Source organism: Nitrosopumilus sp. (assembly GCF_025698945.1).
GTDB lineage: Archaea > Thermoproteota > Nitrososphaeria > Nitrososphaerales > Nitrosopumilaceae > Nitrosopumilus.
This window is the reverse complement of sequence record NZ_JAILWM010000003.1, coordinates 118,687-145,628: the sequence shown is the minus strand read 5'-3', so window position 1 is coordinate 145,628 and position 26,942 is coordinate 118,687. Positions and strand designations below refer to the sequence as shown.

At 34.9% G+C, this 26,942-nt stretch carries 31 protein-coding genes and 2 tRNA genes; 9 read left to right on the top strand and 24 right to left on the bottom strand.

Annotated elements, in window-relative coordinates; genetic code table 11:
* Nucleotide 1: 1 nt before the first annotated feature.
* Genes K5790_RS07650 through K5790_RS07610 form a run of 9 tightly spaced genes read right to left on the bottom strand, consistent with a single transcriptional unit; the run spans nt 2 to nt 6,786 of the window.
* Nucleotides 2-1,555 (bottom strand): NuoM family protein, encoded by a 1,554-nt coding sequence (locus tag K5790_RS07650; protein ID WP_297593869.1) that lies wholly within the window; start codon nt 1,553-1,555, stop codon nt 2-4.
* Nucleotides 1,555-1,860 carry an NADH-quinone oxidoreductase subunit NuoK gene (gene nuoK / locus K5790_RS07645; RefSeq protein WP_297593867.1) on the bottom strand — a complete coding sequence of 102 codons (306 nt, stop codon included), beginning with the start codon at nt 1,858-1,860 and terminating at the stop codon, nt 1,555-1,557. Before nuoK ends, K5790_RS07650 begins: the two co-directional genes overlap by 1 nt.
* Nucleotides 1,841-2,353 (bottom strand): NADH-quinone oxidoreductase subunit J, encoded by a 513-nt coding sequence (locus K5790_RS07640; protein ID WP_297593865.1) that lies wholly within the window; start codon nt 2,351-2,353, stop codon nt 1,841-1,843. The genes nuoK and K5790_RS07640 overlap by 20 nt, the downstream gene beginning before the upstream one ends.
* Nucleotides 2,346-2,843: an NADH-quinone oxidoreductase subunit I gene (locus K5790_RS07635; protein WP_297593863.1), complete on the bottom strand. Its 498-nt coding sequence runs from the start codon at nt 2,841-2,843 to the stop codon at nt 2,346-2,348. Before K5790_RS07635 ends, K5790_RS07640 begins: the two co-directional genes overlap by 8 nt.
* Complete coding sequence (nuoH, locus tag K5790_RS07630) at nt 2,843-4,141, bottom strand: NADH-quinone oxidoreductase subunit NuoH (RefSeq protein WP_297593861.1); 1,299 nt, start codon at nt 4,139-4,141, stop codon at nt 2,843-2,845. The genes K5790_RS07635 and nuoH overlap by 1 nt, the downstream gene beginning before the upstream one ends.
* The gene (locus tag K5790_RS07625; protein ID WP_297593859.1) at nt 4,142-5,275 is read right to left on the bottom strand and encodes an NADH-quinone oxidoreductase subunit D; all 1,134 of its coding nucleotides are present in this window, start codon (nt 5,273-5,275) and stop codon (nt 4,142-4,144) included.
* 2 nt (nt 5,276-5,277) lie between these two features.
* Complete coding sequence (locus K5790_RS07620; protein ID WP_297593857.1) at nt 5,278-5,889, bottom strand: NADH-quinone oxidoreductase subunit C; 612 nt, start codon at nt 5,887-5,889, stop codon at nt 5,278-5,280.
* Nucleotides 5,889-6,413 carry an NADH-quinone oxidoreductase subunit NuoB gene (locus K5790_RS07615; RefSeq protein ID WP_297593855.1) on the bottom strand — a complete coding sequence of 175 codons (525 nt, stop codon included), beginning with the start codon at nt 6,411-6,413 and terminating at the stop codon, nt 5,889-5,891. The genes K5790_RS07620 and K5790_RS07615 overlap by 1 nt, the downstream gene beginning before the upstream one ends.
* A gap of 40 nt (nt 6,414-6,453) precedes the next feature.
* Complete coding sequence (locus tag K5790_RS07610; protein ID WP_367182879.1) at nt 6,454-6,786, bottom strand: NADH-quinone oxidoreductase subunit A; 333 nt, start codon at nt 6,784-6,786, stop codon at nt 6,454-6,456.
* A gap of 155 nt (nt 6,787-6,941) precedes the next feature.
* Here K5790_RS07610 and K5790_RS07605 point away from each other — a divergent pair, with 155 nt between their 5' ends.
* Entirely contained in the window at nt 6,942-7,415 is a 474-nt protein-coding gene (locus tag K5790_RS07605; protein WP_297593852.1) for a peroxiredoxin, read from the top strand.
* Between the two features lie 4 nt (nt 7,416-7,419).
* On the opposite strand, the gene K5790_RS07600 is transcribed toward K5790_RS07605, so the two are convergent.
* The 5 genes from K5790_RS07600 to K5790_RS07580 form a co-directional block, all read right to left on the bottom strand.
* Nucleotides 7,420-7,932, bottom strand: a complete 513-nt coding sequence (locus K5790_RS07600) for an acetyl-CoA carboxylase biotin carboxyl carrier protein subunit (RefSeq protein WP_297593849.1) — start codon at nt 7,930-7,932, stop codon at nt 7,420-7,422.
* Between the two features lie 6 nt (nt 7,933-7,938).
* Entirely contained in the window at nt 7,939-9,426 is a 1,488-nt protein-coding gene (locus K5790_RS07595; RefSeq protein WP_297593848.1) for an acetyl/propionyl/methylcrotonyl-CoA carboxylase subunit alpha, read from the bottom strand.
* 6 nt (nt 9,427-9,432) lie between these two features.
* Nucleotides 9,433-10,980, bottom strand: coding sequence for an acyl-CoA carboxylase subunit beta (locus K5790_RS07590; RefSeq protein ID WP_297593846.1), 1,548 nt, complete (start codon nt 10,978-10,980; stop codon nt 9,433-9,435).
* Nucleotides 10,981-11,085: 105 nt separating this feature from the next.
* Complete coding sequence (locus K5790_RS07585; RefSeq protein ID WP_297593844.1) at nt 11,086-11,397, bottom strand: hypothetical protein; 312 nt, start codon at nt 11,395-11,397, stop codon at nt 11,086-11,088.
* Nucleotides 11,394-12,548 carry an AAA family ATPase gene (locus K5790_RS07580; RefSeq protein ID WP_297593842.1) on the bottom strand — a complete coding sequence of 385 codons (1,155 nt, stop codon included), beginning with the start codon at nt 12,546-12,548 and terminating at the stop codon, nt 11,394-11,396. The genes K5790_RS07585 and K5790_RS07580 overlap by 4 nt, the downstream gene beginning before the upstream one ends.
* A gap of 258 nt (nt 12,549-12,806) precedes the next feature.
* Between K5790_RS07580 and cas5 the strand changes: the two genes are divergently transcribed.
* The 3 genes from cas5 to K5790_RS07565 all read left to right on the top strand — a co-directional run bounded on the left by cas5 (nt 12,807) and on the right by K5790_RS07565 (nt 15,530).
* Nucleotides 12,807-12,890 (top strand): CRISPR-associated protein Cas5, encoded by an 84-nt coding sequence (cas5, locus tag K5790_RS10795; protein ID WP_178157402.1) that lies wholly within the window; start codon nt 12,807-12,809, stop codon nt 12,888-12,890.
* An 865-nt stretch (nt 12,891-13,755) separates the two neighbouring features.
* The gene (locus K5790_RS07570; protein WP_297593838.1) at nt 13,756-14,562 is read left to right on the top strand and encodes an inositol monophosphatase family protein; all 807 of its coding nucleotides are present in this window, start codon (nt 13,756-13,758) and stop codon (nt 14,560-14,562) included.
* A gap of 125 nt (nt 14,563-14,687) precedes the next feature.
* A complete protein-coding gene (locus tag K5790_RS07565; RefSeq protein WP_297593836.1) occupies nt 14,688-15,530 on the top strand; it encodes an FAD-binding oxidoreductase in 843 nt (280 codons plus the stop codon).
* Nucleotides 15,531-15,558: 28 nt separating this feature from the next.
* Here K5790_RS07565 and K5790_RS07560 read toward each other — a convergent pair whose 3' ends face one another.
* Both K5790_RS07560 and K5790_RS07555 read right to left on the bottom strand, forming a co-directional pair.
* Nucleotides 15,559-17,019 carry a thrombospondin type 3 repeat-containing protein gene (locus K5790_RS07560; protein WP_297593834.1) on the bottom strand — a complete coding sequence of 487 codons (1,461 nt, stop codon included), beginning with the start codon at nt 17,017-17,019 and terminating at the stop codon, nt 15,559-15,561.
* A 148-nt stretch (nt 17,020-17,167) separates the two neighbouring features.
* Nucleotides 17,168-18,004: a hypothetical protein gene (locus tag K5790_RS07555; protein ID WP_297593832.1), complete on the bottom strand. Its 837-nt coding sequence runs from the start codon at nt 18,002-18,004 to the stop codon at nt 17,168-17,170.
* Nucleotides 18,005-18,217: 213 nt separating this feature from the next.
* Between K5790_RS07555 and K5790_RS07550 the strand changes: the two genes are divergently transcribed.
* Complete coding sequence (locus K5790_RS07550) at nt 18,218-18,385, top strand: DUF1059 domain-containing protein (RefSeq protein ID WP_297593830.1); 168 nt, start codon at nt 18,218-18,220, stop codon at nt 18,383-18,385.
* Nucleotides 18,386-18,391: 6 nt separating this feature from the next.
* Here the strand turns inward: K5790_RS07550 and K5790_RS07545 are convergent, their stop codons facing one another.
* The 3 genes from K5790_RS07545 to K5790_RS07535 form a co-directional block, all read right to left on the bottom strand.
* Nucleotides 18,392-19,468: a glutamyl-tRNA reductase gene (locus K5790_RS07545; RefSeq protein WP_297593828.1), complete on the bottom strand. Its 1,077-nt coding sequence runs from the start codon at nt 19,466-19,468 to the stop codon at nt 18,392-18,394.
* Nucleotides 19,469-19,480: 12 nt separating this feature from the next.
* Nucleotides 19,481-20,302 carry a hypothetical protein gene (locus K5790_RS07540; protein WP_297593827.1) on the bottom strand — a complete coding sequence of 274 codons (822 nt, stop codon included), beginning with the start codon at nt 20,300-20,302 and terminating at the stop codon, nt 19,481-19,483.
* A gap of 134 nt (nt 20,303-20,436) precedes the next feature.
* Nucleotides 20,437-20,514, bottom strand: a tRNA-Asp gene (locus tag K5790_RS07535).
* Between the two features lie 97 nt (nt 20,515-20,611).
* On the opposite strand from K5790_RS07535, the gene K5790_RS07530 reads away from it, so the two are divergent.
* Nucleotides 20,612-20,685: transfer RNA gene (locus K5790_RS07530), tRNA-Lys, on the top strand.
* Between the two features lie 16 nt (nt 20,686-20,701).
* Here the strand turns inward: K5790_RS07530 and argH are convergent.
* Nucleotides 20,702-22,162: an argininosuccinate lyase gene (gene argH, locus K5790_RS07525; protein WP_367182878.1), complete on the bottom strand. Its 1,461-nt coding sequence runs from the start codon at nt 22,160-22,162 to the stop codon at nt 20,702-20,704.
* Nucleotides 22,163-22,211: 49 nt separating this feature from the next.
* On the opposite strand from argH, the gene K5790_RS07520 reads away from it, so the two are divergent.
* Nucleotides 22,212-22,529 (top strand): iron-sulfur cluster assembly protein, encoded by a 318-nt coding sequence (locus tag K5790_RS07520; RefSeq protein WP_297593824.1) that lies wholly within the window; start codon nt 22,212-22,214, stop codon nt 22,527-22,529.
* A 1-nt stretch (nt 22,530) separates the two neighbouring features.
* Here the strand turns inward: K5790_RS07520 and K5790_RS07515 are convergent, their stop codons facing one another.
* The 4 genes from K5790_RS07515 to K5790_RS07500 are packed head-to-tail and all read right to left on the bottom strand — an operon-like array spanning nt 22,531 to nt 25,791.
* Complete coding sequence (locus tag K5790_RS07515; protein WP_297593822.1) at nt 22,531-23,298, bottom strand: succinate dehydrogenase/fumarate reductase iron-sulfur subunit; 768 nt, start codon at nt 23,296-23,298, stop codon at nt 22,531-22,533.
* A gap of 2 nt (nt 23,299-23,300) precedes the next feature.
* Nucleotides 23,301-23,645 carry a succinate dehydrogenase gene (locus K5790_RS07510; RefSeq protein ID WP_297593820.1) on the bottom strand — a complete coding sequence of 115 codons (345 nt, stop codon included), beginning with the start codon at nt 23,643-23,645 and terminating at the stop codon, nt 23,301-23,303.
* A gap of 1 nt (nt 23,646) precedes the next feature.
* Nucleotides 23,647-24,078: a succinate dehydrogenase gene (locus K5790_RS07505; protein WP_297593818.1), complete on the bottom strand. Its 432-nt coding sequence runs from the start codon at nt 24,076-24,078 to the stop codon at nt 23,647-23,649.
* On the bottom strand, nt 24,079-25,791 hold the full coding sequence (locus K5790_RS07500; protein WP_297593816.1) for an FAD-binding protein: 1,713 nt from the start codon (nt 25,789-25,791) through the stop codon (nt 24,079-24,081).
* Nucleotides 25,792-25,869: 78 nt separating this feature from the next.
* On the opposite strand from K5790_RS07500, the gene K5790_RS07495 reads away from it, so the two are divergent.
* Nucleotides 25,870-26,391: a PadR family transcriptional regulator gene (locus K5790_RS07495; protein ID WP_297593814.1), complete on the top strand. Its 522-nt coding sequence runs from the start codon at nt 25,870-25,872 to the stop codon at nt 26,389-26,391.
* 44 nt (nt 26,392-26,435) lie between these two features.
* The gene (locus tag K5790_RS07490) at nt 26,436-26,771 is read left to right on the top strand and encodes a hypothetical protein (RefSeq protein ID WP_297593812.1); all 336 of its coding nucleotides are present in this window, start codon (nt 26,436-26,438) and stop codon (nt 26,769-26,771) included.
* Nucleotides 26,772-26,942 lie beyond the last annotated feature (171 nt).

Below are 26,942 nucleotides of genomic sequence, written 5' to 3'. Positions count from 1 at the left end.
TCTAAACTCCCAACACTCCATTCATGTACGGAATAATTGTCTTCAAGAAAATGTCTGGATAAATTCCAACTACAATTGTAAATCCTGCTAATACCATCATTGGTGCTGTCATGTACCAACTTCCTTCTTTTACATTCTCAAGATGTTCAGGTGTTTTTCCAAAGAATACACGCTTTAGCATCCATAACATGTAAGACATTGTTAGTGCTGTTGCAACAAGACCTAAACCAAATGTTACTGCTCTAATTGTTGAGCCTTCTTCAATAGCAGTTTCTAATGCTCCGTAAAATAGAATCCATTCTCCCATAAATCCACTTGTTGGTGGAACACCCATAATTGTTAGTGCACCAATAACTGCACATGTTGCAGTGATTGGCATCTTACCAGCTAATCCTCCAAGTTTAGAGATGCTTCGAGTTCCAACTTTAACAATAATTACTCCAGCCATCATGAAGAGAATACCTTTACCAATACCGTGAGTAACATACATCATCTCAGCTCCTGATAATCCAAGAACAGAAAATGATCCAATTCCAAACAAGAGATATCCCATTTGACTGATACTAGAATAAGCAAGTAGGCGTTTTAGATCATCTTGCATTAACGCCATTGCGCCACCATAAATCATTGTAACCAATCCCCAGATGTGGAACCAAATTGAAAGTTCTGCAAATGTTAAAGGCAAAAATTCAACAATTAATCTAAAGATACCATAAGCTCCAATTCCGATCATTGCAGGGGATAAGAGTGCACTAATTGGAGTAGGTGCTGAACCGTGGACATAAGGAAGCCATACATGGAACATAAAGACTGCAAGTTTTACCCCAAGTCCAATAGCAATTGCTACTGCAGAAATTAACGCAATATCTGCTGGAATTTCTGCTTCGTTAATGTCTGCAAAGTCAAAACTGCCTATCGTTAGGCCAATCATTAAGAATCCTAAGAGTAAGACTACTGCTCCTGCGTGAGTCCAAAACAAGAACATTAAACCAATCTTTCTTCGTGGACCATCACCCCAAAGTGCAACTAGGAAGAAACCTGGAATTAGCATTACCTCAAAGAAGATGTAAAATTCAATCAGATTTGTTGCAAGGACAGTTCCAAGCATTCCCATTGCAAAGACAAGATATAGTGCAAAGTAAAGTCCTGACTTTGCATTGACATAATTAGAAAGAGAGGATGATTCAACAACCGAAGTCTGACCACTTCCAGAATGATTGATGTTTTGTTCTTCTTCAAACTGCTCATGGAACTTGTGAATCATGTATGGTTTGGAGTAAAGAACCAAAATGGTAGATAATACATAGATGATAATTGCAAATGGTGATGCTAATCCATCTAAGACAAATCCAAACTCACCAAACATATCAGTCCACGGATAATGTTCTTCGACAGTTCCAGAAAGTGCGGATGTAATTACTAGAACTGTAGTGTATAATAGAATTGCAAATGTAAACCACATTGCAGGAGTTGGACCAGCTTTTCTTCCGATAATGTATGCTACTGGCGATAACAATAATGGCAAGAAAACTGCCTGTAATAATGCATACTCCATTAACCCTTCAAGCTCCTAAAGTCTGCAATATCGACATTCTGATACATACGGTATGCTACAATGATTAAAGATAATCCAACTCCAACTTCTGCAGCTGCAATTGCAATTGAGAATAATGCTAATGATTGACCACCACTGTCTGGTAGGAATCTAGCAAATGCAACCAGATTTAGATTTGCAGCGTTGATGATTATTTCAACTGCAAATAGCATACGGATGAAATTTCGTTTAACGGCAAGTCCGTAAATTCCTATTCCCAATAGGGCTACTGAAACTAGTGTAAAGTCAATTAGTTCGCTGGTCATTCTCCACATCCTCTCGTTTGGCTAAAACTAGTGCTCCAGTTACAGAGCCTGCTAAAATTAAGGCCATCAAAATTAATGCTGGCCAATAGTATGTTACAAAGTCAGTACCAATATCCCTAAAGTCAACTGCAGGCTCATCTGTATTCATACTCTTAATTCCTGAATCCAAAAAGACAGCACCAAGTGCTACCATTACAACCAACATCAATCCAAACCCTGCAAACTTTCTTCTTTTATCTTCAATATTTTTGAAAATTAATTCACGCTTTACTAGCATAACAGTAAAGAGAATCAGTACTGCAATAGAGCCAACATAAACTGCTAATTGGAATAATGCAACAAAAGGTGAATCTAACAAGAAGAAGAATCCTGCAATTCCACCAAGTGTTCCCATTAAAGCAATAGAGCCATAAATTAATGAACGTAGTTCTAGTGCTGCAATTGCAGAACCAATTGTAATTACAGATAATGCAAGAAATACAGCATCAGCCATGTGTTGCACCTCTGTCAGTAATTTGGATTTCACTGTCTTGTGTAACGTATGGCTTTACAGCAAGTTGTGCAGGAGTATAGATTAATCCTTCTTTAGAAAATGAAGATAATTCATAATCATTTGTCATGTATAGTGCATAAAATGGACATGCATCAACACATAGACCACAAAAGACACATTTGCCATAATCAATTTGTGGCATGATTGCTTTTTTGTTTTGTTTGTGTTCTTCTGGAACCTTGACCATTGCAATGGCTTCTGCAACACCTTCACATGCAATTGAACATAATTGACATCCTGTGCAGTGATCATGGAACAACATATGACGTCCCTTTAGTCCTGCAATTCCAACACCTGTTGATGGATCAAATTGGTATCCGTCTCCTACAAACTTTAGTTTCTCTTCAGGATAACGAAGTGTAAATCGTTTAATTGCTAAGTGTTTAATTCCGGAGTTTAATGCGCGGATAATTCCGGTTGCAGTTCCCATTATTGTAAGCCTCCTGGACCCAACACGCCAGCGTAAAGCAAGCCTAGTGCAATAAAGATGTTAACAAATGCAAGACCAATTAATTTAGTCCATCCAAGACTTAACAACATATCAATTCTGATTCTTGGAAAAACACCTCTTGGTAATAGTATAAAGAAGATCACCCCAACTGTTTTGATAACAAACCATAATGTTCCATTGAGCATATCTTGAGTGAATAATGGTAATCCTGGAATCTTTGCTGTGATTGGGCCCATTACAATTCCGTCAGTTAGAATTTCTGCTGGGAATGGTGGAACAACCATTGGACCATTCCAACCGCCAAGAAATAGTACAACAAACAAAGCTGCAAATGCATAAAGTTTCAGATATGTTCCTAATTGAACAAGACCATACATCATTCCAGAAAGTTCTGTTAACCAGCCTGCAACAATTTCAGATTCTGCTTCTGGAAGATCAAATGGAATTCTTTCTAATTCAGCTAACATTGTGATAAAGAATACAATTGCGCCAACAGGTAAGAAGACAATCCATGGGAAACTTGACTGACTTGCTGCAATTTCAGATAGGTTAAGTGTACCAGTTAGAATTACAACACCAAGTAATGACAAGATTAATGGAATTTCAAATGATACCATTTGGAATAGTGCTCTAATACCACCAATGAATGGGAACTTGCTGTTTGCAGACCATGCAGATAGAATTGTAATGATTGGGAAGAAACCAATTACTGCAAATACACCAATTAATCCAAGATCAACGTCTGCTACAACCCAACCCGGTGCAACAGGAATAAGTGCAACAAATGCAGCAGCTGCTCCAACAAACAAAACAGGTGCTGCCCAGAAAATTGGTTTGTCTGCCTTTGCAGGAATAATGATTTCTTTTGAGATTAATTTCAAACCATCTCCCATTAATTGTAAAATACCTTCGATTTTTCCACAGTAAAATGGACCAACTCTTAATTGTAATTTTGCAAGCATCTTTCTTTCAACAAAAATTGTTCCAGCAGCAAGCAACGCGGCAAAACCAAATCCTGGAAATGCCATGACTCTGAACATATCAGTTGCCATAAACGCATGAACAAGTGGAAGAATACGTGATGGATCTGCAATCCAAGTAAATGCAAGAAATGGTGTTAGTAACTCACCATCAATTACTGGCATCTCAATTACAAAGAGAACCATCATAACTGCTGGGATGCCAATTAATACCATCAGCAGCAATCCCCAGAATGCATTATCCAGTAAGGATTTGATGAATTCACTTAGCTTGAAATTTGGTGCAATAACTGACATTTATCGGTCTGCCTCCACTGGCCAATAATTAAGACTCCAATAAACTGAGGGCATGTTACCAAGTTTTTCTCCTTTTAGAAGATAGGGTAATGCAATTAGATTTCTAAAAGAACCAACACTCATCTTTACTCTGTATGGCTCTGGTTTTCCATCAGATACAATATAACAACCAAGTGAGCCTCGTCCAGACTCTACACGTTTGTATACAGAACCTACAATTCCTTTTGGGTTTGGTTTTAGTTTTACTCTAACAGAACCAGATTTTGGCATCTTTTGTAACGCTTGACGAATAATATTGCAACTCTCCATCATGTCAAGCCATGGAACTCTGGATCTTGCATAAGAGTCTCCTTCTTTCATGACATTTGTTTGGAAGTCTAGTTCATCATAGACATCATAGGGTTCTTTCTTTCTAAGATCATAATCAACACCACTAGCACGAAGCACAGAACCAGTTGTTCCAAGTCTAATTGCATCTTGGCGTGATAACACACCAGTATCTTTAGTTCTTGAGATTAGAATTGGATTATCATAAAAAATTGCTGCATATTCTTTGATACGCTTTTCAAAATAATTCACCTGACGTAAACAAACATCTTCAAAGTTTGGTGGTAAGTCATTTCGAACTCCACCTGGAACAAAATGTGCATGTGTTACTCTTGCGCCAGTCATCTTCTCCATTAAATCAATTAAGAGTTCACGATCACCTGCTGGCCACATAAACATTGTAGAGTGTCCTAGGAAAATTCCATAAATGGCAAGCCAATACATTGTGTAGATACAACGGTTTAGTTCAGATGCAATAACTCGGACATATTTTGCTCGTTCTGGAACTTCAATTCCTAGCAGTTCTTCTGCACCCAAAACATATGGATACAAAACATTACATGAATCATGAATTACCGGTCTTTCTAAGTGTGGAATATTTGTAATGTAATTTCTATACTCTGCCATCTTTTCTTCTCCTCGATGTACATATCCTGGATCAGGATCACATGCAACAATATAATCACCATCAATTTGAACAATAATTCTCATATGTCCAGAACCTGGATGTTGTGGTCCGACATTGAGAGTCATTATTCTCTCGTCAACTTTTTGGAGTGCTAATCCTGGTGGCAGTTCTGCAGTCATCTCTATCTTCCCTTTATTGCAAAGTCCTTTCGAAGTGGTGGTAAATCTGCCCAGTCTTCTGGTAAAAGTAATCGTCTATTATCAGGATGTCCTTCAAAGTAAACTCCTAGCATTTCAAAAATCTCTCTTTCATGAAATTCTACACTGTAAAATATATCTCTAAGACTTGGTAGTTTGGTTGCATCATTTCCAGGAATAGGATTTGATTCTCGAGGTGCTCTAGTTGTTAATTCAAGAACTTGTCTTGCTAGAGTATTATCAGAATAAGAGCCAATATGATAAACAACCTCAATTTCGTTATCTGCCGGATAGTCTACTCCTGAAACAGACTCTACGTGATCATAGTTTAGTGCATCACGAATAAATTCTGCGACTTCATGAACACTCTCTTTAGTGGCATTGATTCCAACCCTATCTTCTTTAACAAATGTGACTTTGACTTTATCACCAAACTTTTCAACTATTTTTTCAGAGATTCCTTTCTCAAATACAGGAATTGGTTTTTCTTCTTGTTTTTTTGCTGCTGGTTTTGGTGCAGGTTTAGCTGGTGGTGGCGAAGTTGGTTTAGTTTCAGGTTTTGCTTCTGCAACAGGTTTTTCAGAATCCGAACTCATTATACAAACTTCCTAGCCTTCATTCTCTTGATTTTTTCTTGCAATAACATACAACCTTGTATGAGAGTTTCAGGTCTAGGTGGGCAACCTGGAACATAGACATCAACTGGAATTACTCCGTCAATTCCTGGAAGTACATTGTATGAATCAAAATACAATCCTCCAGTAATAGCACAAGCTCCCATAGCAATAACATACTTTGGTTCTGGCATTTGATCATAAACTAATCTGAGACGTGGCGCCATTTTTCTTGTAATAGTTCCTTGAACTACAATCAGATCACATTGTCGTAGTGATCCAAATGCTTCAATGATTCCAAATCTTTCAACATCATATCTAGGACTTGATGCTGCGCCAAATTCTACACTGCAACAAGCTGTTTCAATGTGGACAGGCCAGAGTGACCAAATTCTACCCCAATTGATGGCATAGCCCAATGGTTTGTCGATTGCTTTTTCTAAAATATCCCCTAACTTACCTATGAAGACATTTGCATTTTCTGGTGTTACTAAGTCTTTGAGCAATCTTATCCCCTATCCCCATAAATGTAATTTGTATAAATAACTACCATATGTTACGTCTCCCTGATTGATATAATGCAAAGGCCATTGCACCAAACATTATTGCTAGAAATCCCATCATAGGCAATGTTGCACTCTTTGGAAGTTCTAATAATGAACTTCCCCATGCATATAAGAAAATTGCCATTACATCAAATATTACAAACATCAGAATATACGGATAATACTGCATCATAAAGTGAGTTCTTCCTTCACCTGTAGGAACTTGACCACATTCCATTGGCAAGAACTTGACAGGATTACTTTTTCTTCGAGGAGAGATCATTCGTGAAATAATCAACGCAGGTGCCATTGCTACTACTGCAAAACCAAACATTAACACCACGGTACTATAATTGCCCGCTAATTCCCCGACCAATTTATCTTCTGACTCTGATTTTTGTATAAAAAGGTATTCTTCCTTTTTTCGATCAATTTTTTCAAAAAGAAATTTTTCTAAAGTACTTTATAGGACATTATCAAATAGCGATCATGTCATTGAATATCGGAGATATTGCTCCTAACTTTGAGCTTCCAGACACAGAATTGAAATTGCGGACTTTGGATGATTTTAAAGGCGGAAAAATCGTTTTATCATTCATAGTTGCTGCAAGCTCTCCAGTTTGTGAAACTGAACTGTGCAATTTCAGAGACTCTTGGAAAGAAATTTCAGATTTAGGTGCAAAAGTAGTAGCAATCAGTAATGATGGTCCATTTGCAAACAAAGCATTTGCAGAAAAAAATCACTTTAATTTTCCATTATTGGGGGATTACAGTAGTAAAACAATTCGAGATTACGGAATTCTAATGCCAGACTTACTGCACATTAAAGGCTACAATGCAGCAAAACGTTCTGTCTTTGTAATTAATGAAGATGGAAAAATTGGTTACAAATGGGTTTCAGAAGATCCATTAAAGGAACCAAACTATGAAGAAATTAAAAATTTCCTGAAATCGGAAAAATAATTTTTTATTCTATATCAGCAATTGCGTCGCCTTTGGCAACAGTTGCTGTTTCTTTAATTTTAATTGATGTTACAACTCCATCTTTGTGAGCCTTTACGGATACTTGCATCTTCATAGATTCCAATGTACAAATAACATCACCCTTCTTTACGGTATCACCTTCAGCTATTGCAATTGAAACTACCTTACCAGGAATTTGGCTCTTCAATGACAGTTGTGCATTGCTGGCACCAGCGCCTCCAGAGTGCTTGTACACAACTTCATCAAAGTGAGTGTGGCGATTGATACTAATTGGAACATTATCAATTACTATGTACATTTCGTTAGTTGATTGTTCAAGATATTTTGCTTTATGATATTTTTGATCTAAAAGAAATTCAATTCCGTTAGAATTCATATTAATAATTTTTAGCTGATGTTCATCATCATTTATTTTAATTACATAATCATTGTTTCCTAGGTTTTGGACAATTTTTCCTTCAAATGACTTTTCAATATCAGCTATTTTGTAATCCATTTATCATCAATCCAATTTATATTTCCAATTAGAACTTGCAGATGCTTCATTTTGTACACGACTCTTAAAGTATTCAGAATGAACTATTGCTGCAGCAATAGCAGCCTCACTCTTTTCTACTTTTTCTTTCTTTAGATCTTCAGTTAATCTATCAATCATCTCATATCGTTTTAAGAAATCAGTAGAGAGATCACCACTTTTGTATTCTTCTGAATTGAGAATTGTTTTGTATAATGGAATTGATGTTTCAACTCCTTGAATGTAAAAATCATTTAGTGCTGTTAGCATACGAGTTCGAGATTCTTCAAATGTTTGACCCCAGGTACACAATTTAGCCATTAAAGAGTCATAAAATGGAGAAACAGTACATCCAGGATACAAGTAAGTATCACATCTAACACTAGGTCCAGATGGAATTGTTACGTCTGGAACTGGTCCAGTAGAAGGTGCAAAATCTAAGAAAGTATCTTCAGCATTAATTCTGCATTCAATTGCATAACCTTTCATTTTAAGATCTTTTTGCTTGAATGGTAATGGTTCACCATTTGCAATATCTATTTGAAGTTTAACAAAGTCCAAACCAGAAACCATTTCAGAGATTGGGTGTTCTACTTGCAATCTAGCATTAATTTCAATAAAGTAAAATTCACCATTATCAGCTCTAAGAAATTCAGCAGTTCCCAAGTTAGTGTAATCTACTGCTTCAGATGCTTTTACAACTAATTCGCCTACTCTGTCTCGTGTTTCTTGATCAACTACTGGAGAAGGTGTTTGTTCAATAAGTTTTTGATTTCTTCTCTGAATAGAGCATTCTCTTTCAAAAATGTGAACTGCATTACCATGCTTATCCCTACACATTTGATATTCAATGTGTCGAGTTTTTTCAAGAAATTTTTCTACAATAATTGCAGATTTACCAACTGCAGATATAGATTCACTAGTTACAGTTTCAAAACCTTCACGCAATTCTTTATCATTAGTAACAATTCTAATTCCACGACCGCCTCCACCATAAACTGATTTTAACATTACAGGGTATTCAATATCATTTGCAATTTTTAATGCCTCTTCAACATCTTTTACAAGTCCCGGACTTCCAGGAACTGTTGGTACTTTAGCTTTAAGCATTGCTGCTTTACATTGCATTTTATCACCACAAAGATCCATGGATTTAGCTGATGGTCCAATAAAGTTTATGTTATTTTTTTCACATGTATTTGCAAAATCTGAATTTTCTGAAAGAAATCCATAACCAGGATGAACTGCATCTGCACCTGATGACAAAATAACTTCAAGAATTTTTTCTTGATTAAGATAGGATTTTGCAGGTGCTGCTTCTCCAATATGATATGCTTCTGTTGCTTGTTTAACATGCAATGAATCATAATCTTCATCAGAATAAACTGCAACTGTCTTAATTCCAAGTCTCTTACATGTTCTAATGACACGCAAGGCAATCTCTCCTCTGTTTGCAATCAGTACTTTTTCAATCATATCAAATCACAGGTTAATGTTTCCGTGTTTTCTTGGAAGTTGTTTTTCACGTTTATTTGCAAGCATTTGTAATGCTTTGATAAGCATAGGTCGTGTTTCAGCTGGATCAATAACATTATCCACAGTTCCATGAGATGCTGCAACGTATGGATTTTCAAATTTTTCTGCAAATTCATCAATTAATTGTTTTTTTAGTGCCTCAGCATCATCTGCACCATCGAGTTCTTTTCTATACATGATTTTGACTGCAGCCTCTCCTCCCAAAACTGCACATCTTGCAGTTGGCCATGCATAATTAATGTCGGTTCTAAGATTTTTACTGCCCATTGCAATGTAAGCACCACCATATGCTTTTCCAATTACCAAAGTAATTCTTGGAACTGTTGCCTCACAATATGCATAAAGTAGTTTACTACCATGTCTAATGATGCCATTATGTTCTTGGTTAGAACCGGGCATGTATCCTGGTGTATCAACTAACGTAATAATTGGAATGTTAAATGCATCACAAAATCTGATAAATCTTGCTGCTTTGTTTGAAGAGTCAATATCAAGTGCACCTGCAAGATGAATTGGTTGGTTTGCAACAATTCCTACAACTTGGCCATCCATTCTACCATAACCTACAACAACATTTGGAGCAAAGAGTTCATGAACTTCAAAGAATTCATGATTATCTACAATCGAATTAATAATTTCTTTCATATCATATGGTTGCAATGGATTTTCAGGAATAATGTTGATCAAGTTATGATCTAATCTGTTTGGATCATCATCAGTTTTGATTTTTGGTGGAGATTCGGTATTGTTTTGTGGAAGATAAGAGATTAGTTTTTTGATGTAATCCATGCATTCGTATTCATTTTGTGCAACAAAATGTGCGACACCACTTTTAGTTCCATGAGTCATTGCACCGCCAAGATCATCAAATGAAATTTCTTCACCAAGAACAGTTTTGACCACATCTGGGCCTGTAACAAACATTGTTCCAACTTTTTCTACCATAATTACAAAGTCAGTCATTGCTGGTGAGTAAACAGAACCACCTGCTGATGGTCCAATACTTGCAGTAATTTGTGGAATTACACCAGAAGCTAATTGGTTATGATAAAATATATCTGCAAATCCATCAAGACTCATGATTCCTTCTTGAATTCTAGCACCGCCAGAATCCATTATACCAATAATTGGACAACCTGTTCTAACTGCATGATCCATTAATTTTGTAATTTTTTTGGCTCCCATTTGACTTAGGGTTCCACCTAAAACTGTAAAATCATAAGCAAAGACAAAGATTTGTCTGCCGTTTACATTACCATATCCACCAACTACACCATCTGTAAAGAATTTTTTCTTCTGCATGTCATATTCGTGATAGTGATGAGTTGTCAATGGGTCAATTTCAGTAAAAGTTCCTTCATCTAGTAAGAGATCGATTCTTTCTCTAGCAGTTAATTTACCCTTATCATGTTGGGCCTTTATTCGATCTTGACCGCCACCCTGTAATGCTGTGTTAATTCTTTTAGTATATCCTTCAATCTTTTCAGAATGCATAACAGTGATCTAAAGCAAGATGGTTTCCTATATTAATTTAGTTTGAAATTGATGACTTGACTAATATTTTATAAAAAATCATGGATCATTGATAATTTTAGAAAATCAGGAGTTAAGAATTGTAAATTTCTTTTTTACAGATTTTACATATGTCAGATAAGCATCTTTTTTCTCACTGCAACTCTTGCATATGCATAATTGAGAGACATTTTGTATATTACATATCTCTTGAAACTCACAACTTTGACATCCTGCAGGGCCACCACAAACTACACATTGCAATTCATTGATTTGAGCACATTTTTCGTGCTTTACTCCAATTCCTTTTGCCCACAAACCAATTTCATTGATTTCAATTTTTTCATTACAAACAATACATGTTCCTGGAAACTTCATCGGAATTTTCCTCCAGCTCATATTAGTTCAATCTCCTTTTCAATAATATCGCCATACGTTTCCTGAAGATCTAACACCAATGTGTTATTTTTAATGCAAAACAAAACAAATGGAAGACAAATAGTAACAAATGCACTTGATGACAGATGTAATTTTTTTGCCATGACAGAAGATAATGATTTTATTTTTGCTCCATCCCAACGAATTCTATTAAGTAATGGCCATGAAAGATTGTATTGTGAATATCGAATTCGATCATCATTTTGGTATAGATTTATCAAAATGTCATTAAGATAACGCAATAAACGCCAGTTTTGATGTTTCATTATTTTACCATAAAGCATATCTGCATTTGAAATAATTTCTAAACATTTTGCAAGTGTTTCATTATCAAGATTACTTGTAATAATGCTAGAATAAAATGCATTAATTTTTTCTCTAGGATCAATTTGCATTGAATATAAAATTATCCTAGCTTCTTCAATTGAATTTGCTTTAAAGAATGCATTAACACCATCTTCTACATTGATATTCTCAAATGTAGTTTCTGTTTGTGGATTGAACCCCGTAACTTGAGACTGAGCTAAATTAATCATTGAGCGAATATCTCCACGAGATTTGTCAATTACTTTGATAAGTGAACCGGGACTAAGTTTTGCACTTTCTTTATTCAAAATATTTTCTAGATAAATTCGCAATAATCGTGGAGGTATTTTTTTAAATGAAATTGTTTTTACAACTTTTTTAATACTCTTCATTTTATCTGAAGAGTCATCGTTTGCTGCAAGAATGATTGGAACTGTTGGCTCTTTTAGAATATCAATAAGGGCTGATGCTCCCCCATAATCTCCTCGTCCATGAATACCATCTACTTCATCAACAAATATCATTGGAGTTCCAATAACAGTATCATTTGCCAATACAGGCGTGAGAATTTCATTAATTCTTGATTTACTTCTAACATCACTTGCATTTAGGCCAATCATATCATAGTTGAATTGTTTAGCTACAAGATATGCTATGGTTGTTTTTCCAATTCCAGGTGGACCAACTATAAGTAAAGGCTTTGTTCCTTTCTTCCATTTGGCAAACCATTCCATAATTGCTGCACGAGATTCTTCATTTCCTACCATGTCAGAAATAATCTGAGGCCGGTATTTTTCTGACCACATCAATTTAATCACCTAGGAAGTTTTGATTCAAACTCTGACCATTTATTGGCTTTCTGTAATTGATTGTACCAATATTGATTATAATGTTCAACTGTCAAAAACAAAAATTCTAAGAACTCCTTGTGAGTGAATTCTTCTGGAAGTAGTTCTAGTGCAAGTCTTGCATCTTGTAGATATAGATTGCTTTTCTCAAGTGTTAGTTCAAATCCTTTTTTGACATCATTAGCCAATAGCGAGTAGTATAAAGGCCATGATGGAATCTTTACAAATCCATTTTTAATAGAATCTTCAATCTCATTTCCACATCCTACACCTTCTGCAGCTCTTGCCATGCCCAAATAGAAAATCTCACCAAGTGGTCTTTCAGCTAAAGCCATGTTTCTTCCTGCAGTTCCCATAACTGCGCGATATTTTTTGTAAGATAGTGTCATTTCTTCTTCAGTAATGGTTGTTGGTTTTGATTTTAATTTCTCATCAAGATATTGTCCAACTCGTGCATCTTTAAATCCCTCTTCAAATTCTTTTAGAACCTGATCTCCTCCTTTTGCAATTTTATCTCTAGCTAATTTCAAAATGTAAGGATTCATCAATTTGTAATCATCCAAATAATCCAAGTCTTCATCCTTATCTACAATTCTATCCATTGGCTCGCTAAGATCAATTGCCAAGATGTGTCCTTCAACCATATCTTGTCTTAGATGAGGATCATTTTTTCCAGAATACTCTGCTGCTCCGTCAAATAGTGCATTAAATACAGGAAAAGTCATTTTAACGAAATTAGAATTTAAAATTCTCAATACTCTATCTTTTAGAACATCAGGACTTTCTAATTTTGATTTAATAGGCTCAATTTCAGATGCATTAAGAATTATCTCAGTAGAACCTACCTCATTACCAAATGCTTGCTGAGTTGCATTTGGATTTGTATCAGATTTTATTTCATGCAATAATCCTTCAGCAAATCTTTGAGCAAAGTTTGGAAATTCATTTTCAGTTTCCTCTTTGTATTTGTTAAATAATTTATATCCTTTAGATTTGAATAAACCCTGTTTCATAATTTGTTTTCCAGGTTTTGTGCTCATCAGAGCTTCTTTACTTACAACAGACTGATCTTTACCACTCACAAACGTAAGCTTCTTTATTGTTATTTATGCTTTCAAATAAAATATTATTCTTCACTTAAATTACGAAGCAAAAAATGTGCAATATGGAAATAATTGAAATCCTACGAGAAGCATCAGATAGAATTTATGAAAATGTAAAACATCTTGCAGGAACAGATCATGCTGCAGGAGATTTTGGAATTGGTGCAGGCGGAGATGTTTCAAGAAATATCGATATTGTTGCAGAGAAAACAGTACTTGATTATCTTAAAGAAATTAATTTTGAATGTATTGTTCTAGGAGAAGAATGTGGAAGAGTTGATCTATCTGAGAATCCAAAAGGATATGTCATCATGGATGCAATTGATGGTTCTGCAAATGCAGTAAGAGGAGTTCCATTTTTTTGTAGTTCGTTAGCATTTGCAACTGAAGATAAACTTAGCTCAATTACTGATGGGGTCATTACTAATCTAGATAATGGGGATACATATTGGGCATCAAAAAACAAGGGTTCATTTTTTAATGATGTTAAAATTCAGGTACACAATAAAGATCCAATTTACAAAATAATTGGCATTAACACATCAGGTGCGTCAAAGGAATTGATGAGGAGAATGGATGCAATTTTTGAGAATCATAATCACCATACCAGACATTTTGGTGCAAATGCACTTGAGATGGCATTTTTTGCCAGAGGATATATGGATATTTTTATTGACTTAAGAGATAAGATTAGAATTCAAGATATCGCAGCAGGATATCTAATTGTAAAAGAGGCTGGAGGATTACTACTTGATGCAAACTTGAAACCACTTGATGCAGATCTGAGTTATGAAACAAGAGTTTCTTTTATTGCAGCTTCAAATCAAGAAATTCTTAATGAAATAATGTCACATATCAATGAGTGTTGATTAGATGGAAAATCAATTTTTTTGATTGATTTCAAACTAATTTTTATGTTTTAGAATAGAAATTGAATTTTTAATCAATTTTCAAGAGAAATATATTTATCCAAAGTAGCGAAAAAAGATTCTGTATGGTAACTGAGACCAAGGCAAAAGTAACCTATATGGAATTATTAAAAGAGGATCTTGTAATCATACGATTGGTCCCAGATACTGGAATGCCTCAGTACAAAACTGGTCAATTTCTAACAATTGGTTTGCCAATTCCTTCTGAAAAAAAAATTGTACGAAGAGCATATTCAATTGCATCACATCCAGAAAACAGAGATTATTATGAATTTGTAATTAGATGGGTAAGAAAACCACTTCCAGGAAGAGTTACTACTGAATTGTTTTATGCGAGTGTTGGCGATGAAGTTTATCTTGGAGATCCAACAGGCGCTGCTTTACAAATTAGCGATACATTACCAAATGGAAAAAAAGATAATCGTAGAGTAATTTGTGTAGGTGGAGGCACAGGTCTTGCACCATTTATTGCATTTGCAAAACATTTCCATGACACTAATGATAAACGAGAAATAATTGTTTTACATGGTGCAAGTTATGTTGACGAGTTAAGCTACAAGAGATTGTTAACTGATTTAGAAAATGAAAGTAAGAAGAGAGGGAGAGACCAGTGGAACTTTAGATACAGAGCAGCAATAAGCAGACCAAAAGAATTCTTTAACAGATCATGGAATGGACACGTAGGTAGAGTTGAATCTTTTTTTAAACCCGATAAAAAAACAGGTCTGTCACCAGTTGAGGAGATGGTAGGAGAGGAGATCACACCCGATAATACCATAATCTACATTTGTGGCTACCAAGGAACCATTGATGGAGTAATAGAGTACCTAGGGCCTAAAGGCTTTGTAACAGAACATGAGAAAAAGCCTGACGGTAGTTTTGCAATCAAGTTTGAGTCTTACGGATAGAATATTTTAAAGATAATCCAGGCATAATTTAGTCAGAGAAAGGAGAAATCATTACAATTCCTTTGGTTTTGGGAACAAAACTAAACATTGTAATTTCTTCATCTAAGATATTATTTTTTACAACTAAGTTGTTTGGGATTTGACCATTTACTGTTATCCATAAATCGGATGATACAAACTCACTTGGGACATACATTATGACATATTGTGGAGAGTCTATAGAAAATGTGATCAGGTCAATCTCTTGAATATGATCAAAGTTTGAAACTATTGCGGGACTTCTTATATCAATAACATAATCTGATTCAAACTGGGGTTGGAATTTTTCTCTAATCTCTTCAGTTAGAGGTTTGGTTTTGTAGTTTTCAGAATCAGAAATTTCTAACCTTAAACCATCAAGACAATAAGACTGTCCTTTTTCATTTTCAACATATTCACAAAATTTTGAACTTTTATCATAATCATGGTTGTTAAAAAAGGACAAAGTGGTACCTAAAGACATACTGCATTCAATAAAATCAAGTTTCTCTAGTTGTGATTCATCGCAAAGATCAGAGACAACATTTTGAGAAATTCCCTTTTGGGTCATAGTATTGTCTGTGTATTGCATCATCACACCTTTTACACATAGGATATTTTGATAAAATGACATTTCATGACATAGCTCCAAAGAAGAATCCAGATCATTACCAAAGTAATGAACTAGACCATGTCCTAATCCATGTACACAGTCCTGGTAATTTGAAGATCCAATTAATTCATTGCAAACTAAATTGTAATCACTTGGAAATGATTCATTGTGTTCTTTGATACTATGGAAATAGGATGCCAAGACTCCATGAAAATATCCACCTCTACACATTGTTCCATCCATTCCTATCAAATTTGAAATGACATTGGGGTTCTCCTCAAAAGCCACGTGGCCAATTTCATGAGAAACAAAATGACAATCATCAATAGCTCCAATCTTAGATAATGCTATAGATAGTTCAAGAGCATTAGAATTATTTTGTTCATTCTTTGTTATTTTACCAAAAAATACCGTATAACATAGATGTCGTGATGTATCATCATTGATGTTTGCACAGTCTTGTATGTCATCAAGATATTTTGTAGCAAGAATTTCTGAGGCCAATATTGGTTCAGAATCTTCTGAATCTAATATTCCGTCATTGTCATCATCTTCATCTTTTGAATTTCCTATACCATCAAAATCAAAATCAGCCCAATCTAGAGGTTCAATATCAAAGGAATCAAGAAAATCAACTATTCCGTCATTGTCATCATCTGAATCACAATAATTTCCTATTTTATCAAAATCAGAATCTTCTTGGTCTTGATTAAAATTCCTTGGACAATTATCAATTGAATCAATTATTCCATCATCATCCATATCTCCAAAAGAAATAACATTAGCCCAAGTTAGAAAAGAAATAGAAATTGATATGACTAGTATGCCAAGTAAAAATTTGAATTTTTTTTCAAACATAGAAATACACTAGAGTAAGCCCAATTAAATGAAGACATATTTGAACTTAGAGTTTAACTAGTGATTAATTTTTAGGTTAATTTCCGATAAAGAAATCGTAGTAAAAAAAATGATAACAACATCAAAATTTTAAGTAAAAAAGAAAGGATTATCTGAGAATTTGAATTTGTTTTATGATTTCATTCATCTCAAATACCATTTTTTTCTGAGCTACAATGTTTCTTGATTCTAGGAATTGTTTTTGGAGATCTGAAAGAGAATCTTGTAGTTCAGTAATTTGTGTAGGTTTTGGCTCATACACAATCCTAGTTATTGGGACTGATTGATTTGAGTCAATTTGAACCTTAGATATTTTTGCGGTACATCCATAACATGGAGCTTCAAGATCATTTTCATATCTTGGCAATTTTCCATTAATGTCAAAATTAGACTGGATGTCTTCTTGTGCAAGATTGTGTTTTATGTTAAGTTCACGCACAATGTTTTGCATTTCAATTTTTGACATCTTGGCAAATTGAACATATTGCTTCATGGCATCAGAAAATGTTCCTCCCTGTTTAAGAACAGAATCTCTTGCATCTCTTGCTAGAACAATTTTTGTTTGAAGATAATCAAACTGATCCCAGAATATTCCATGATTTGTCACATTAAGATTTGAAACATATTTTGCAAATGCATTTCTAGGAGTAAATTCTTCGTATGTTTTTTCCATTCTTTGGAGCTCTTGTTTTAGAGATTCTTGTGCTAGAATTCGTTGTTCCTCAATGAATTTTTGTTGGGCATTGCGCTTTTGTTCAGTCTCTTTTGCTTTTAGAAATTGTTTTTTTGATAGTTCTATTTTTGCAAGAATGTCTTGTGAAACAGAATTTTTTTGTATTTCGTCACCTTCAATTTTTTTAAAATTTGACTGGGCGAAGGCATCGATACTAAAAATAGACATCAAAATTATTGAAGCAATGATTGATGCATACAGTAGTCTAGTCATTAAACTCAGAAATGAAAAATTGCTTAATAGGGATTCGTAGAAATTATCAGACTAAATCATTCTGATGGTTTTAATACAAGATGCTTTGAGGATGTTTTCCAATTTATGAAGAACAAATTTGTCAACTAGAAAAATTTGATTTACGAATAAGATCATTGTCTCTATTATGGTGTTTACCTGTGGATTTTTATATTGAGTATTTTTCATCAAATTATGGCAAATCTCAAGTGTATTGATTACGGTTTTGAATGTGATTTTATTGCCGAAGGAGAGATGGAAGAAGTAATTGAAAATTTTAGAAATCATACAGAAGAAGAACACGGAATCGATTATTCAAAAGAAGCCATTATGCAATTCCTATTAAGAAAACAGGGTCTTTAAGAAAAACTACGCTTCTAGTATAGTCATTCTAGCAGATAAAACAGGTAGTTCTTTTTCAATAATTTTCTCAACAGCAGGTACAATACCTACTCTTGCTCTAACATTTTCCTCATAAATTTCTGCTATCTGATCTTTGAAGAGCAATTTTATTCCAGGTAACGCAGTTATTCCTTCTTCAACGGCTCTTGGTTCTGACAAATCCATGATCAGTGTACCTTTCTTCTTATCCTCCATTACTAAATGAATTCGATCAAATGTAATTAAGAAATAATCTGCTGTTGTTGCAACAAAGACAATATCATACTTGTCAAATCCAGCCAACACATCATTAAAATCGACAGGTGTTCCACCTAAGATTACTGAAAAACCTGTAGCACGATCAACTGTTCTACTTGTCACATCAAATTTTATTCCTCTTTTGTTCAAAGTTTTAGCAACTCGAGCGGCAGATTCACCAGTTCCAATTAAGAGTACTTTCTTTTTATCATCCAATCCTGCTTTCTCATCAACTAGTTTTACAGCAACATCACCTATTGAGATCACATTATTTTCAATTCCAGTGCTTGTTCTCATTTTCTCGGCTAATCTAATCACACTATCAAATAATTTGTGGAGTATGTCTCCAGAGGTGCCTGCAGATTTTGCAGTGGCCAATGATTGGGAAACTTCATTTAAAATTTCTCTTTTTCCTACAACTACTGAATCCAGTCCTGCTGCTAATCGTAATAGATTTCGGTAAACATCATCACCCTTGTAAACTTCTAATGTTTGATCAAAATGATCAATGTCTATTTGTTCTAATGATGACAAAGAAATCCAAGTATCTTTAATTTGATTTAACACCAATCCTTTTCCTTCAGGACGTCTTGCATCTGGAGAATCTTCAGATTCCACATTACTAACAGTAAAGATTTCAACTCTACTTGCTGTTTGAATAATTATGCATTCATCAACATTTGGAATTTTTTTGAATTCTTGACATGCAGCAGTTACATCTTTGAATGTGAATTTTGATAATGTATGAAGTGGAATATTTTTGAAAGTGACTCGTGTATTCATAACATCAAAATTTACTTTACCCATCATCATCACCAATTATGCCTTTAGTTTACTTCGTCCGCCTTTTGCTGTTCTAAATACATTCATGCCAATAAAATAATTTTCGTGAATAGATTCTAAATATTTAATATCGTTTTCTGCATCTCTAATTTGTTTGAGTGATGATTCAGGATCAGATTTTAATTTTGCAAGAGTTGCTTTTGCTTCTGCTAAAAATGAATCAACACCACGTTCATAGTTTGATAAACCACCAAATTCTGGACTAAGAACATGTTCTGGATTATATTTTGGGGTTTGATCCTGTGGAATTTCTGCTTTTCTTGTAAGTGATTCTTGCTGTTCTTGTGATAGTATGGGACGTGGAAATCTATCTTTTTTATCTAAGAAAAATTCTGGCTCACCCATATCACGACGGAAGATCTCTTCGCCTTGTCGCTTAAACGTATATTCAACAGGTTTTGCTGTATCTGCCTTAACCTCAGCGGTAATTGCCTTGTATTCTTCTTCAGCTGCTTTCTCTGCGGCTTCCTTTGCTGCTTGTGCCTTTGCAATTGCTTCTTTTGCGGCAGCTTCTGCTTCTTCAGCGGCCTTTGCTGCAGCCATTGCTTTGGCTGCAGCTTCAGCAGCAATTTTTGCTTCATCTGCAGCTTTGGTAGACTCTGCGGCCTTTTCAGCAGCTTTAGTTTTTTCTGCTGCTTCTTCAGCTGCTTCTGTTGTTTCTATTGTTTTTTCTTCTACAACAGCCTTTGCTTCTTCTGCAGCTTTAACTTTGACGTCTGCATTTTCTTGTGCAGTAACTTTTTCTGATGCTGATTTGTCTTCTGATTTAATTTCAGATTCTTTTTTCTCCTCAGACATCAATTTTTACTAAAATTGCCTGAATTTTAATATTCTTGTAAGAAATTATATCATAATTTCAATTTCAGTAACAACGAAATCTATCATGTATGATCGGTTAAAAAATCATTTTCAATGAAATAATTAAGAAATAATGGCGCCCTCGGCGGGATTTGAACACGCGTCTCAGCCGTGACAGGGCCGAATTCTAGACCGGGCTATACTACAAGGGCACAAGTTGTTTGAATCAAATTGCCAGATTAAAAGTTTCTGTCACAACAAAAAATTTTGTAAAAGACTAAATTATACACGAAAAGCATTTTTCATCAGGGGTCTATGGCGCAGCCAGGTAGCGCACCGGACTTTTAATCCGGTTGTCGTGGGTCCGAATCCCACTAGACCCGCTGCTCTTTTTATTAACTATTTTATGATCTTCTGAATTTGTTTTGTCATTTCATCAATTGATGAATTAATTTTATTTTCTCTTGAAGACACATCGATTCTATAGTTGTTTATCATTTGGGTTCTATCGGAAATCATTCTTTTTTGCTCATCATAGCCTGAGGATCCAAGAGAATTTCTATCTTTTAGAGAAGATATCACAGTAGTCGTACCGATAATTTTTGAGACTAATTTAGGATCTACATTTGTGCCACTTACTGATTTTTTTATATCTACAGATGTTAGTTTTGAGATCGGTTTTTTTGATTGATGTGCTAGTTGAACTAAAATTCCTGAAATTTTATGAGTCACTCTAAATGGAATTCCTTCTTGAACTAATTTTTCAGCAATGTCTAGTGCAATTAAATTACTAGATTCTGTAACTTTTTTCATTTGCTTTTCATTTACTTTTAGTGTTAGTAAAAGCGATTTTAAAATCAGTAATGCACTAATAGATGTTTTTGAAGTAGACCAGATTGAAGATTTGATTTGTTGTAGATCTCTTCCATAACCTGAAGCTAAACCTTTGATGGTAGTTAGTATTGCAGTAAGTGTTCCAATAATTTCAGCAGTTTTTCCTCGAGTTAATTCTAAAATGTCTGGATTTTTCTTTTGTGGCATTACACTTGATGGTGATGTAAATTCATCTGCAAGTTCAATAAAGGAAAATTCTGAAGTAGACCATATTACAAAGTCTTCTGCTATCTTACTTAGATTAGTCATCAAAATCGCAATTACAGATACGTATTCTGCTACAAAATCACGTGTACTTGTTGCATCAATTGAATTTTCAACTAGTGAATCAAAGCCTAAAAGTTTTGCAGTTGTATCTCGATTAATGGGAATACTTGTTCCACCAACAGGTCCTGCTCCTAATGGACTTTGATTAACCCTATCATATGTTTGGTAAAGTCTTTGAAAATCACGAGATAAAACATCTGCATGTGCAAGTAAATAATGAGAAAACAGTCCAGCTTGAGCTTGTTGGAGATGAGTATACAAAGGCATGATGGTTTTTTGGTGATTTTTAGCCACGGAAACCAGAGCTTCGATAGTATCTAGAAGGCAATTACAAGTGATGTTAATGTCGTCTCGAATCTTCATTCGAATATCTAATACAACTTGATCATTTCTTGATCTTGCAGTATGCATTTTCCCACCGCTTGCCATACCTACATTTTTGATTACAAGTGATTCAATTAATTCATGAATATCTTCTGCACCTGATGAGCTATCAAATTTTTGTTTTTTCAATTTCTCTAGTGCTGATAAAATTTTTTTTGCATCATTTTTTGTAATAATATTTTGTTGATGAAGCATCAATGTGTGAGCTTGACTGCCAATAATATCATAAAGTGCAATTTGAGAATCATCATTAATTGATGAAACATAATCTAAAGTGATATCACTCAAATCAGTATCAAGACGTGACCGATACATCACCAATGGTTCTATAATGGTTATATATAGCATCGACGCTTTTGCCCACATGAGCCAAGATATCAAACAGCTTCGAGTAAAAATCTTCGATGAATTATCAAAGATTGTGGATCCAGAAATTAACACATCAATTGTGGAATTAGAATTAATTGATGAAGTTGATATCAGCAACAATGATGTTAAAGTCGATTTGCATCTAACAAGTCCATTTTGTCCAGCAGTATTTGGTTTTAAAATTTGCCAAGACATTCATGACAACCTACTGAAAGTAGATGGTGTAAATGATGTTAAAGTAAATGTTTCAAATCACTTTATGGCTGAACAAATTAACAATCAGGTTAACAATAGCCCAAACCCAAAAAAGTAGGTTAACTTCTAAAACCTAGTAAATATCCTCGAAGTAGTTGAATTCCCATAGCAGGATCAACTCCTTTTGGACATACCTGACTACAAGATCCAGCAAAATGACATCTCCAAATACCGTGAGAATCATCTATTATTTTTAATCTAGAATCTTTGCCCTTATCTCTGCTATCTGCAACATAGCGATAGGCTTGAGCCAATGCTTGTGGCCCAACAAATGACGAATCAGTTGCCATGGTAGGACATGCAGAATTACATAAGCCACATTTGATGCAGTTTGCAAACTGGATGTACTGCTCAACTTCTTCAGGAGATTGTAAGAATTCTTTTTGATCTGTTTCTAGTTCAGTGTCATCTCTAACTAGATATGGTTTGATTTTTTGATGGGATTCAAATAATTTTTCAAACTTTACAGCTAAATCTCTAATAATTGGGAAGTTATTCATTGGTTCGACTGTAACTACTTCAGAATTTAGTTCACTAATTTTTGTAAAGCATGCAAGTCTTGGTTTTCCATTAATTATCATTCCACAAGATCCACATGTTGCTTGTCTGCAAGAATATCTTACCGCAACTGAATGATCAAAGTGCTTTTTGACTTCAAGAATTGCTTCTAAGACAGTAGTCCATCTCTGATATGGAACATCAAACTCCATGAATCTACTTGATTCGTCATGTTCTGGATTATACCTTGAGATTCTAAGAAGAATTGTTTTTGGAGAAGACAATGGTGTTGAGGTTTGCTCGTTTGCAATACTAGAGACTTGTGCCATTTCTAAACCATCCCCATGTTAGTCATAATAATTGTTCTTGAGCCGTAGGCTATTAATCCAACCATTGCAGCAATGCAGCCATACGATACTGCTTTTTCATAAGTTGGTCCTTGTTTTAGCTCAAGCAAAATTACACGAAGTCCATTGAAACCATGAATTGAAAGTAAGATCAAAATTAATTCAAGCATTAGAGCATATGGTAGGAACTTGTAATTTGCCAAAACACTCTCAAATTCAAGAGATTCTGCAAATCCCTGCGTTAGACGCATAAGAATATGCACTGCCACTAAGGCTACGGCTGCTAAGGCAGTCCCGTAGTGAATTTTCATTATTGTGCTTTCTCTCATATCATTCACCAAACATAACTGCCAGACCATACATCATTGCAATTGCTGCAAGAATAATAGCCGAGTAGATTCCAATTTTGTGTCTGTAATTTTGTGATGCTGGATCATATGGATAATCAGGTCTTGCTGGTTTTCCAACACCAACTCCACCATGTCCTAGCATCACTCTAATTCCATTGACAGTGTGAAATACACACATTGCAATTACAATTGCTAAAACAATGTGTCCTTCAGTGGTTTGAGTTAATGCTAGAAAATCATCCCATCCAGCTCTTCCACGTAAAATAGTACTAGTTTCATAAATGTGAGCTACAAAATATGCTAATAATCCTAAACCACTCAATCTCATTAACCAATATGCAACACGTTCAATTCCAAAACGACCTGGATTGGCCATTCCAAATATTCCTTCTCGTCTATTCTCGTTATCCATCTAATACTTCCTCTCCACTGGCTGATACTTAGTAATTGTTACTGGAAATGTTTTCATGATTGGCTCAGTTGGATCATAGTAAGCAAGTGTATGATGCAAGAAATTAGCATCATCACGTTTAGTGTAATCGGTTCTAGAGTGTGCTCCACGTGATTCTTTTCTATTAATTGCTCCAAGCAAAACAATTTCTGCAACTCTGAACATTGAATCAAGCTCCATTACATTTGCAAAATTAGTATTGTACTCTTTTGCTTTATCATCTACATGTTTCCATGTCATTGTCTTTAATTCACGAATTCTTTTGAGACCCGCAACAAGATCAGTTTCATTTCTATACACATATGCTTTCTCAGTCATTGTATCAGTTAATTCCTGTCTAATTTCATATGGATTAACATCACCATTTCCCCTAAAGATTCCATCATAGATTCTCTTCTCTTCAGCTGAAACCAAATGATGTGGCCATGGATTAGATGGAATTCCTTTTTGAATATACTCTACTGCTAATTCACCTGTAATTTTGCCCCAAACTATGCATTCCGAAGTTGAATTTGCACCTAGTCTGTTTGAGCCATGAACGCTATTGCACGCAGCCTCACCTGCTGCCCAAACTCCCATGATTTCAGTTGCCCCATCAATATCAGTATGAAGTCCTCCCATCATATAGTGACATACTGGTCTGATGTCTAACAAATCAGTCGCAGGATCAAGTCCTGAAAACTTAATTGATATCTCTCTAATTCCACCCAACTTTTCTTTTATTTTTTCATCACCTAAATGTCTCAAATCAAGTTTCATGCAATCAACTCCTGTTTCATGTTTGAATCCATTACCTTCTTGAATCTCTGTCATGATAGCTCTTGATACAATATCTCTTGGAGCTAATTCCATTTTCCCTGCTGCATATTTTTTCATAAATCTCTCGCCTTTGTTGTTTAAGAGATAACCTCCTTCACCACGAGCACCTTCTGTAATTAAAATTCCAGACGGTAAAATTCCTGTGGGATGGAATTGTACAAACTCCATATCTTTGAGAGCCATTCCAGCTCGTAGCCCCATATCCAAACCATCCGGTGTTGATGATAATGCATAAGTTGAAAAGCTGTATAATCTTCCAGCTCCACCTGTTGCAATGATTAACGCTTTGCCTTTGATTGTGTAAAATGTTCCAGTTGATAATTCAATCGCAGTTAATCCCATGAATCGTTTTCCATCATGAATAATTGCAGTTGCAAACCACTCGTTAAGATATTCAATATTTTCAAACTTCTGACATGTATCATACAATGTTTGCATCTCAAAAAAGCCAACTTTATCAGATGCATAAGTTGCTCTAGGAAAACTATAACCACCAAAATTTCTTTGATCAATTCTTCCATCATCTCGTCTTGACCAAGGCATTCCCCAATGATCAAGTTGATGAATTTCTTTTGGCATCTCAACACAAAGTCTTTCTGCTACATCTTGGTCTGCAAGAAAGTCACTTCCTTTTACAGTATCATAAATATGAGATTCTATAGTATCGCCTTCATCTTCAAAGAGAACTGCTGCAGTACCACCCTCAGCTGATACTGAGTGCGAACGCATAACTTGGACTTTGGATACAATTCCAATTTTGAGGTTAGGGCCTTTTTTTGCTGCAGCAATTGCTGCTCTTAACCCAGCAAGCCCAGAACCACAAATAATCAGATCGTATTCAAGAGAATCTACCATTTTTCAGACAAACTTGCTAGGGGTGAGTTAAATATGTAGTAATTCAGCCTCAAATCACAAAATTAAAATATATCACTAGTGATATCACTAGTGATGATATCTGAATGGTTTCAGAGAGTCGGAAGTTCAGTTCCTAGAGGATTCTCAAGATATTTCATCTTAGAATTGCTCAAAAACAAAGCTCACACAGGAAAAGAGATTATCGATTATGCAATTGAGCAAAGTAATGGAATTTGGAAACCATCTCCTGGGTTGATCTATCCATTATTGGGAAGACTACTAGATGAAGGGCTAATCGATGAGACAAAGGATGGCAAGTATCAACTAACAAAAAAAGGTGCAGAAACAGCACAGGATGTAGATAAGGTAAATGATATTGTAAAAAAACAGTTAGAGGTTTTATTCAGATTAGGAAATGTTGGAAGATTTGTTGCAATTGATTTGCTAGAGAAAATATTCACAATGGGATCAATTCTTAGCTCAAATGTTACAAAGATGACTGAAGAGGAGACTCAAAAGTATAGGAAATTCCTAGAAGAGGAACTCAAAAAAATTGATGATAATACTACCAAGAAAGGCAAAAAGATCAAAATAGACTAATTATTTTCAAAAAGCAATAATTATTTGTATTTTAACAAATTCTTATGACAGGATTAACAAAGCAACAAAAAGCCATAGTTTTTGGATCTTGGCTTGGATGGTCACTAGATGGTTATGATCTAGTTTTGATGTTATTAGTAACTCCATTAATCAGTATACTATTTTTTCCTGCAGAAGATCCAACATTTTCACTATTAGCAACATTTGCAGCATATACAGTTGTATTGATGATTATTGCAACCACAGGATTTGGTCCAATTCCTGTATTTCTTTCTGAGAGATTCCCAACAGAAATAAGAAACAGTGCTAGTGGTTTTATTTACAACGGTGGATTGATTTTTGGTTCGTGGGCACCACTAATTGCAATAGCAATGCTATAAGCAGGAGCTGAATTGATTCCCATATTGCTTGGAATTAATGTAATCATTGGATCAATTATCATCTTAATTGGTTCTAAAATTAATCCTGAAACAAAAGATGTGGGTATTACCCAATAAGTCAGATTTTAAAATCATAAATAATTCAGATTAAGAGAAGATTCATGAAAAATT

What these genes read in the sequence shown, in the direction of transcription:
- K5790_RS07650 (WP_297593869.1), bottom strand. Translation starts at nt 1,555, where the DNA reads ATGGAGTATGCATTATTACAGGCAGTTTTCTTGCCATTATTGTTATCG.
- nuoK (WP_297593867.1), bottom strand. Translation starts at nt 1,860, where the DNA reads ATGACCAGCGAACTAATTGACTTTACACTAGTTTCAGTAGCCCTATTG.
- K5790_RS07640 (WP_297593865.1), bottom strand. Translation starts at nt 2,353, where the DNA reads ATGGCTGATGCTGTATTTCTTGCATTATCTGTAATTACAATTGGTTCT.
- K5790_RS07635 (WP_297593863.1), bottom strand. Translation starts at nt 2,843, where the DNA reads ATGGGAACTGCAACCGGAATTATCCGCGCATTAAACTCCGGAATTAAA.
- nuoH (WP_297593861.1), bottom strand. Translation starts at nt 4,141, where the DNA reads ATGTCAGTTATTGCACCAAATTTCAAGCTAAGTGAATTCATCAAATCC.
- K5790_RS07625 (WP_297593859.1), bottom strand. Translation starts at nt 5,275, where the DNA reads ATGACTGCAGAACTGCCACCAGGATTAGCACTCCAAAAAGTTGACGAG.
- K5790_RS07620 (WP_297593857.1), bottom strand. Translation starts at nt 5,889, where the DNA reads ATGAGTTCGGATTCTGAAAAACCTGTTGCAGAAGCAAAACCTGAAACT.
- K5790_RS07610 (WP_367182879.1), bottom strand. Translation starts at nt 6,786, where the DNA reads ATGTTTGGTTTTGCAGTAGTAGCAATGGCACCTGCGTTGATTATTTCA.
- K5790_RS07605 (WP_297593852.1), top strand. Translation starts at nt 6,942, where the DNA reads ATGTCATTGAATATCGGAGATATTGCTCCTAACTTTGAGCTTCCAGAC.
- K5790_RS07600 (WP_297593849.1), bottom strand. Translation starts at nt 7,932, where the DNA reads ATGGATTACAAAATAGCTGATATTGAAAAGTCATTTGAAGGAAAAATT.
- K5790_RS07595 (WP_297593848.1), bottom strand. Translation starts at nt 9,426, where the DNA reads ATGATTGAAAAAGTACTGATTGCAAACAGAGGAGAGATTGCCTTGCGT.
- K5790_RS07590 (WP_297593846.1), bottom strand. Translation starts at nt 10,980, where the DNA reads ATGCATTCTGAAAAGATTGAAGGATATACTAAAAGAATTAACACAGCA.
- K5790_RS07585 (WP_297593844.1), bottom strand. Translation starts at nt 11,397, where the DNA reads ATGAGCTGGAGGAAAATTCCGATGAAGTTTCCAGGAACATGTATTGTT.
- K5790_RS07580 (WP_297593842.1), bottom strand. Translation starts at nt 12,548, where the DNA reads ATGTGGTCAGAAAAATACCGGCCTCAGATTATTTCTGACATGGTAGGA.
- K5790_RS07570 (WP_297593838.1), top strand. Translation starts at nt 13,756, where the DNA reads ATGGAAATAATTGAAATCCTACGAGAAGCATCAGATAGAATTTATGAA.
- K5790_RS07565 (WP_297593836.1), top strand. Translation starts at nt 14,688, where the DNA reads ATGGTAACTGAGACCAAGGCAAAAGTAACCTATATGGAATTATTAAAA.
- K5790_RS07560 (WP_297593834.1), bottom strand. Translation starts at nt 17,019, where the DNA reads ATGTTTGAAAAAAAATTCAAATTTTTACTTGGCATACTAGTCATATCA.
- K5790_RS07555 (WP_297593832.1), bottom strand. Translation starts at nt 18,004, where the DNA reads ATGACTAGACTACTGTATGCATCAATCATTGCTTCAATAATTTTGATG.
- K5790_RS07550 (WP_297593830.1), top strand. Translation starts at nt 18,218, where the DNA reads ATGGCAAATCTCAAGTGTATTGATTACGGTTTTGAATGTGATTTTATT.
- K5790_RS07545 (WP_297593828.1), bottom strand. Translation starts at nt 19,468, where the DNA reads ATGGGTAAAGTAAATTTTGATGTTATGAATACACGAGTCACTTTCAAA.
- K5790_RS07540 (WP_297593827.1), bottom strand. Translation starts at nt 20,302, where the DNA reads ATGTCTGAGGAGAAAAAAGAATCTGAAATTAAATCAGAAGACAAATCA.
- argH (WP_367182878.1), bottom strand. Translation starts at nt 22,162, where the DNA reads ATGTATCGGTCACGTCTTGATACTGATTTGAGTGATATCACTTTAGAT.
- K5790_RS07520 (WP_297593824.1), top strand. Translation starts at nt 22,212, where the DNA reads ATGAGCCAAGATATCAAACAGCTTCGAGTAAAAATCTTCGATGAATTA.
- K5790_RS07515 (WP_297593822.1), bottom strand. Translation starts at nt 23,298, where the DNA reads ATGGCACAAGTCTCTAGTATTGCAAACGAGCAAACCTCAACACCATTG.
- K5790_RS07510 (WP_297593820.1), bottom strand. Translation starts at nt 23,645, where the DNA reads ATGAGAGAAAGCACAATAATGAAAATTCACTACGGGACTGCCTTAGCA.
- K5790_RS07505 (WP_297593818.1), bottom strand. Translation starts at nt 24,078, where the DNA reads ATGGATAACGAGAATAGACGAGAAGGAATATTTGGAATGGCCAATCCA.
- K5790_RS07500 (WP_297593816.1), bottom strand. Translation starts at nt 25,791, where the DNA reads ATGGTAGATTCTCTTGAATACGATCTGATTATTTGTGGTTCTGGGCTT.
- K5790_RS07490 (WP_297593812.1), top strand. Translation starts at nt 26,436, where the DNA reads ATGACAGGATTAACAAAGCAACAAAAAGCCATAGTTTTTGGATCTTGG.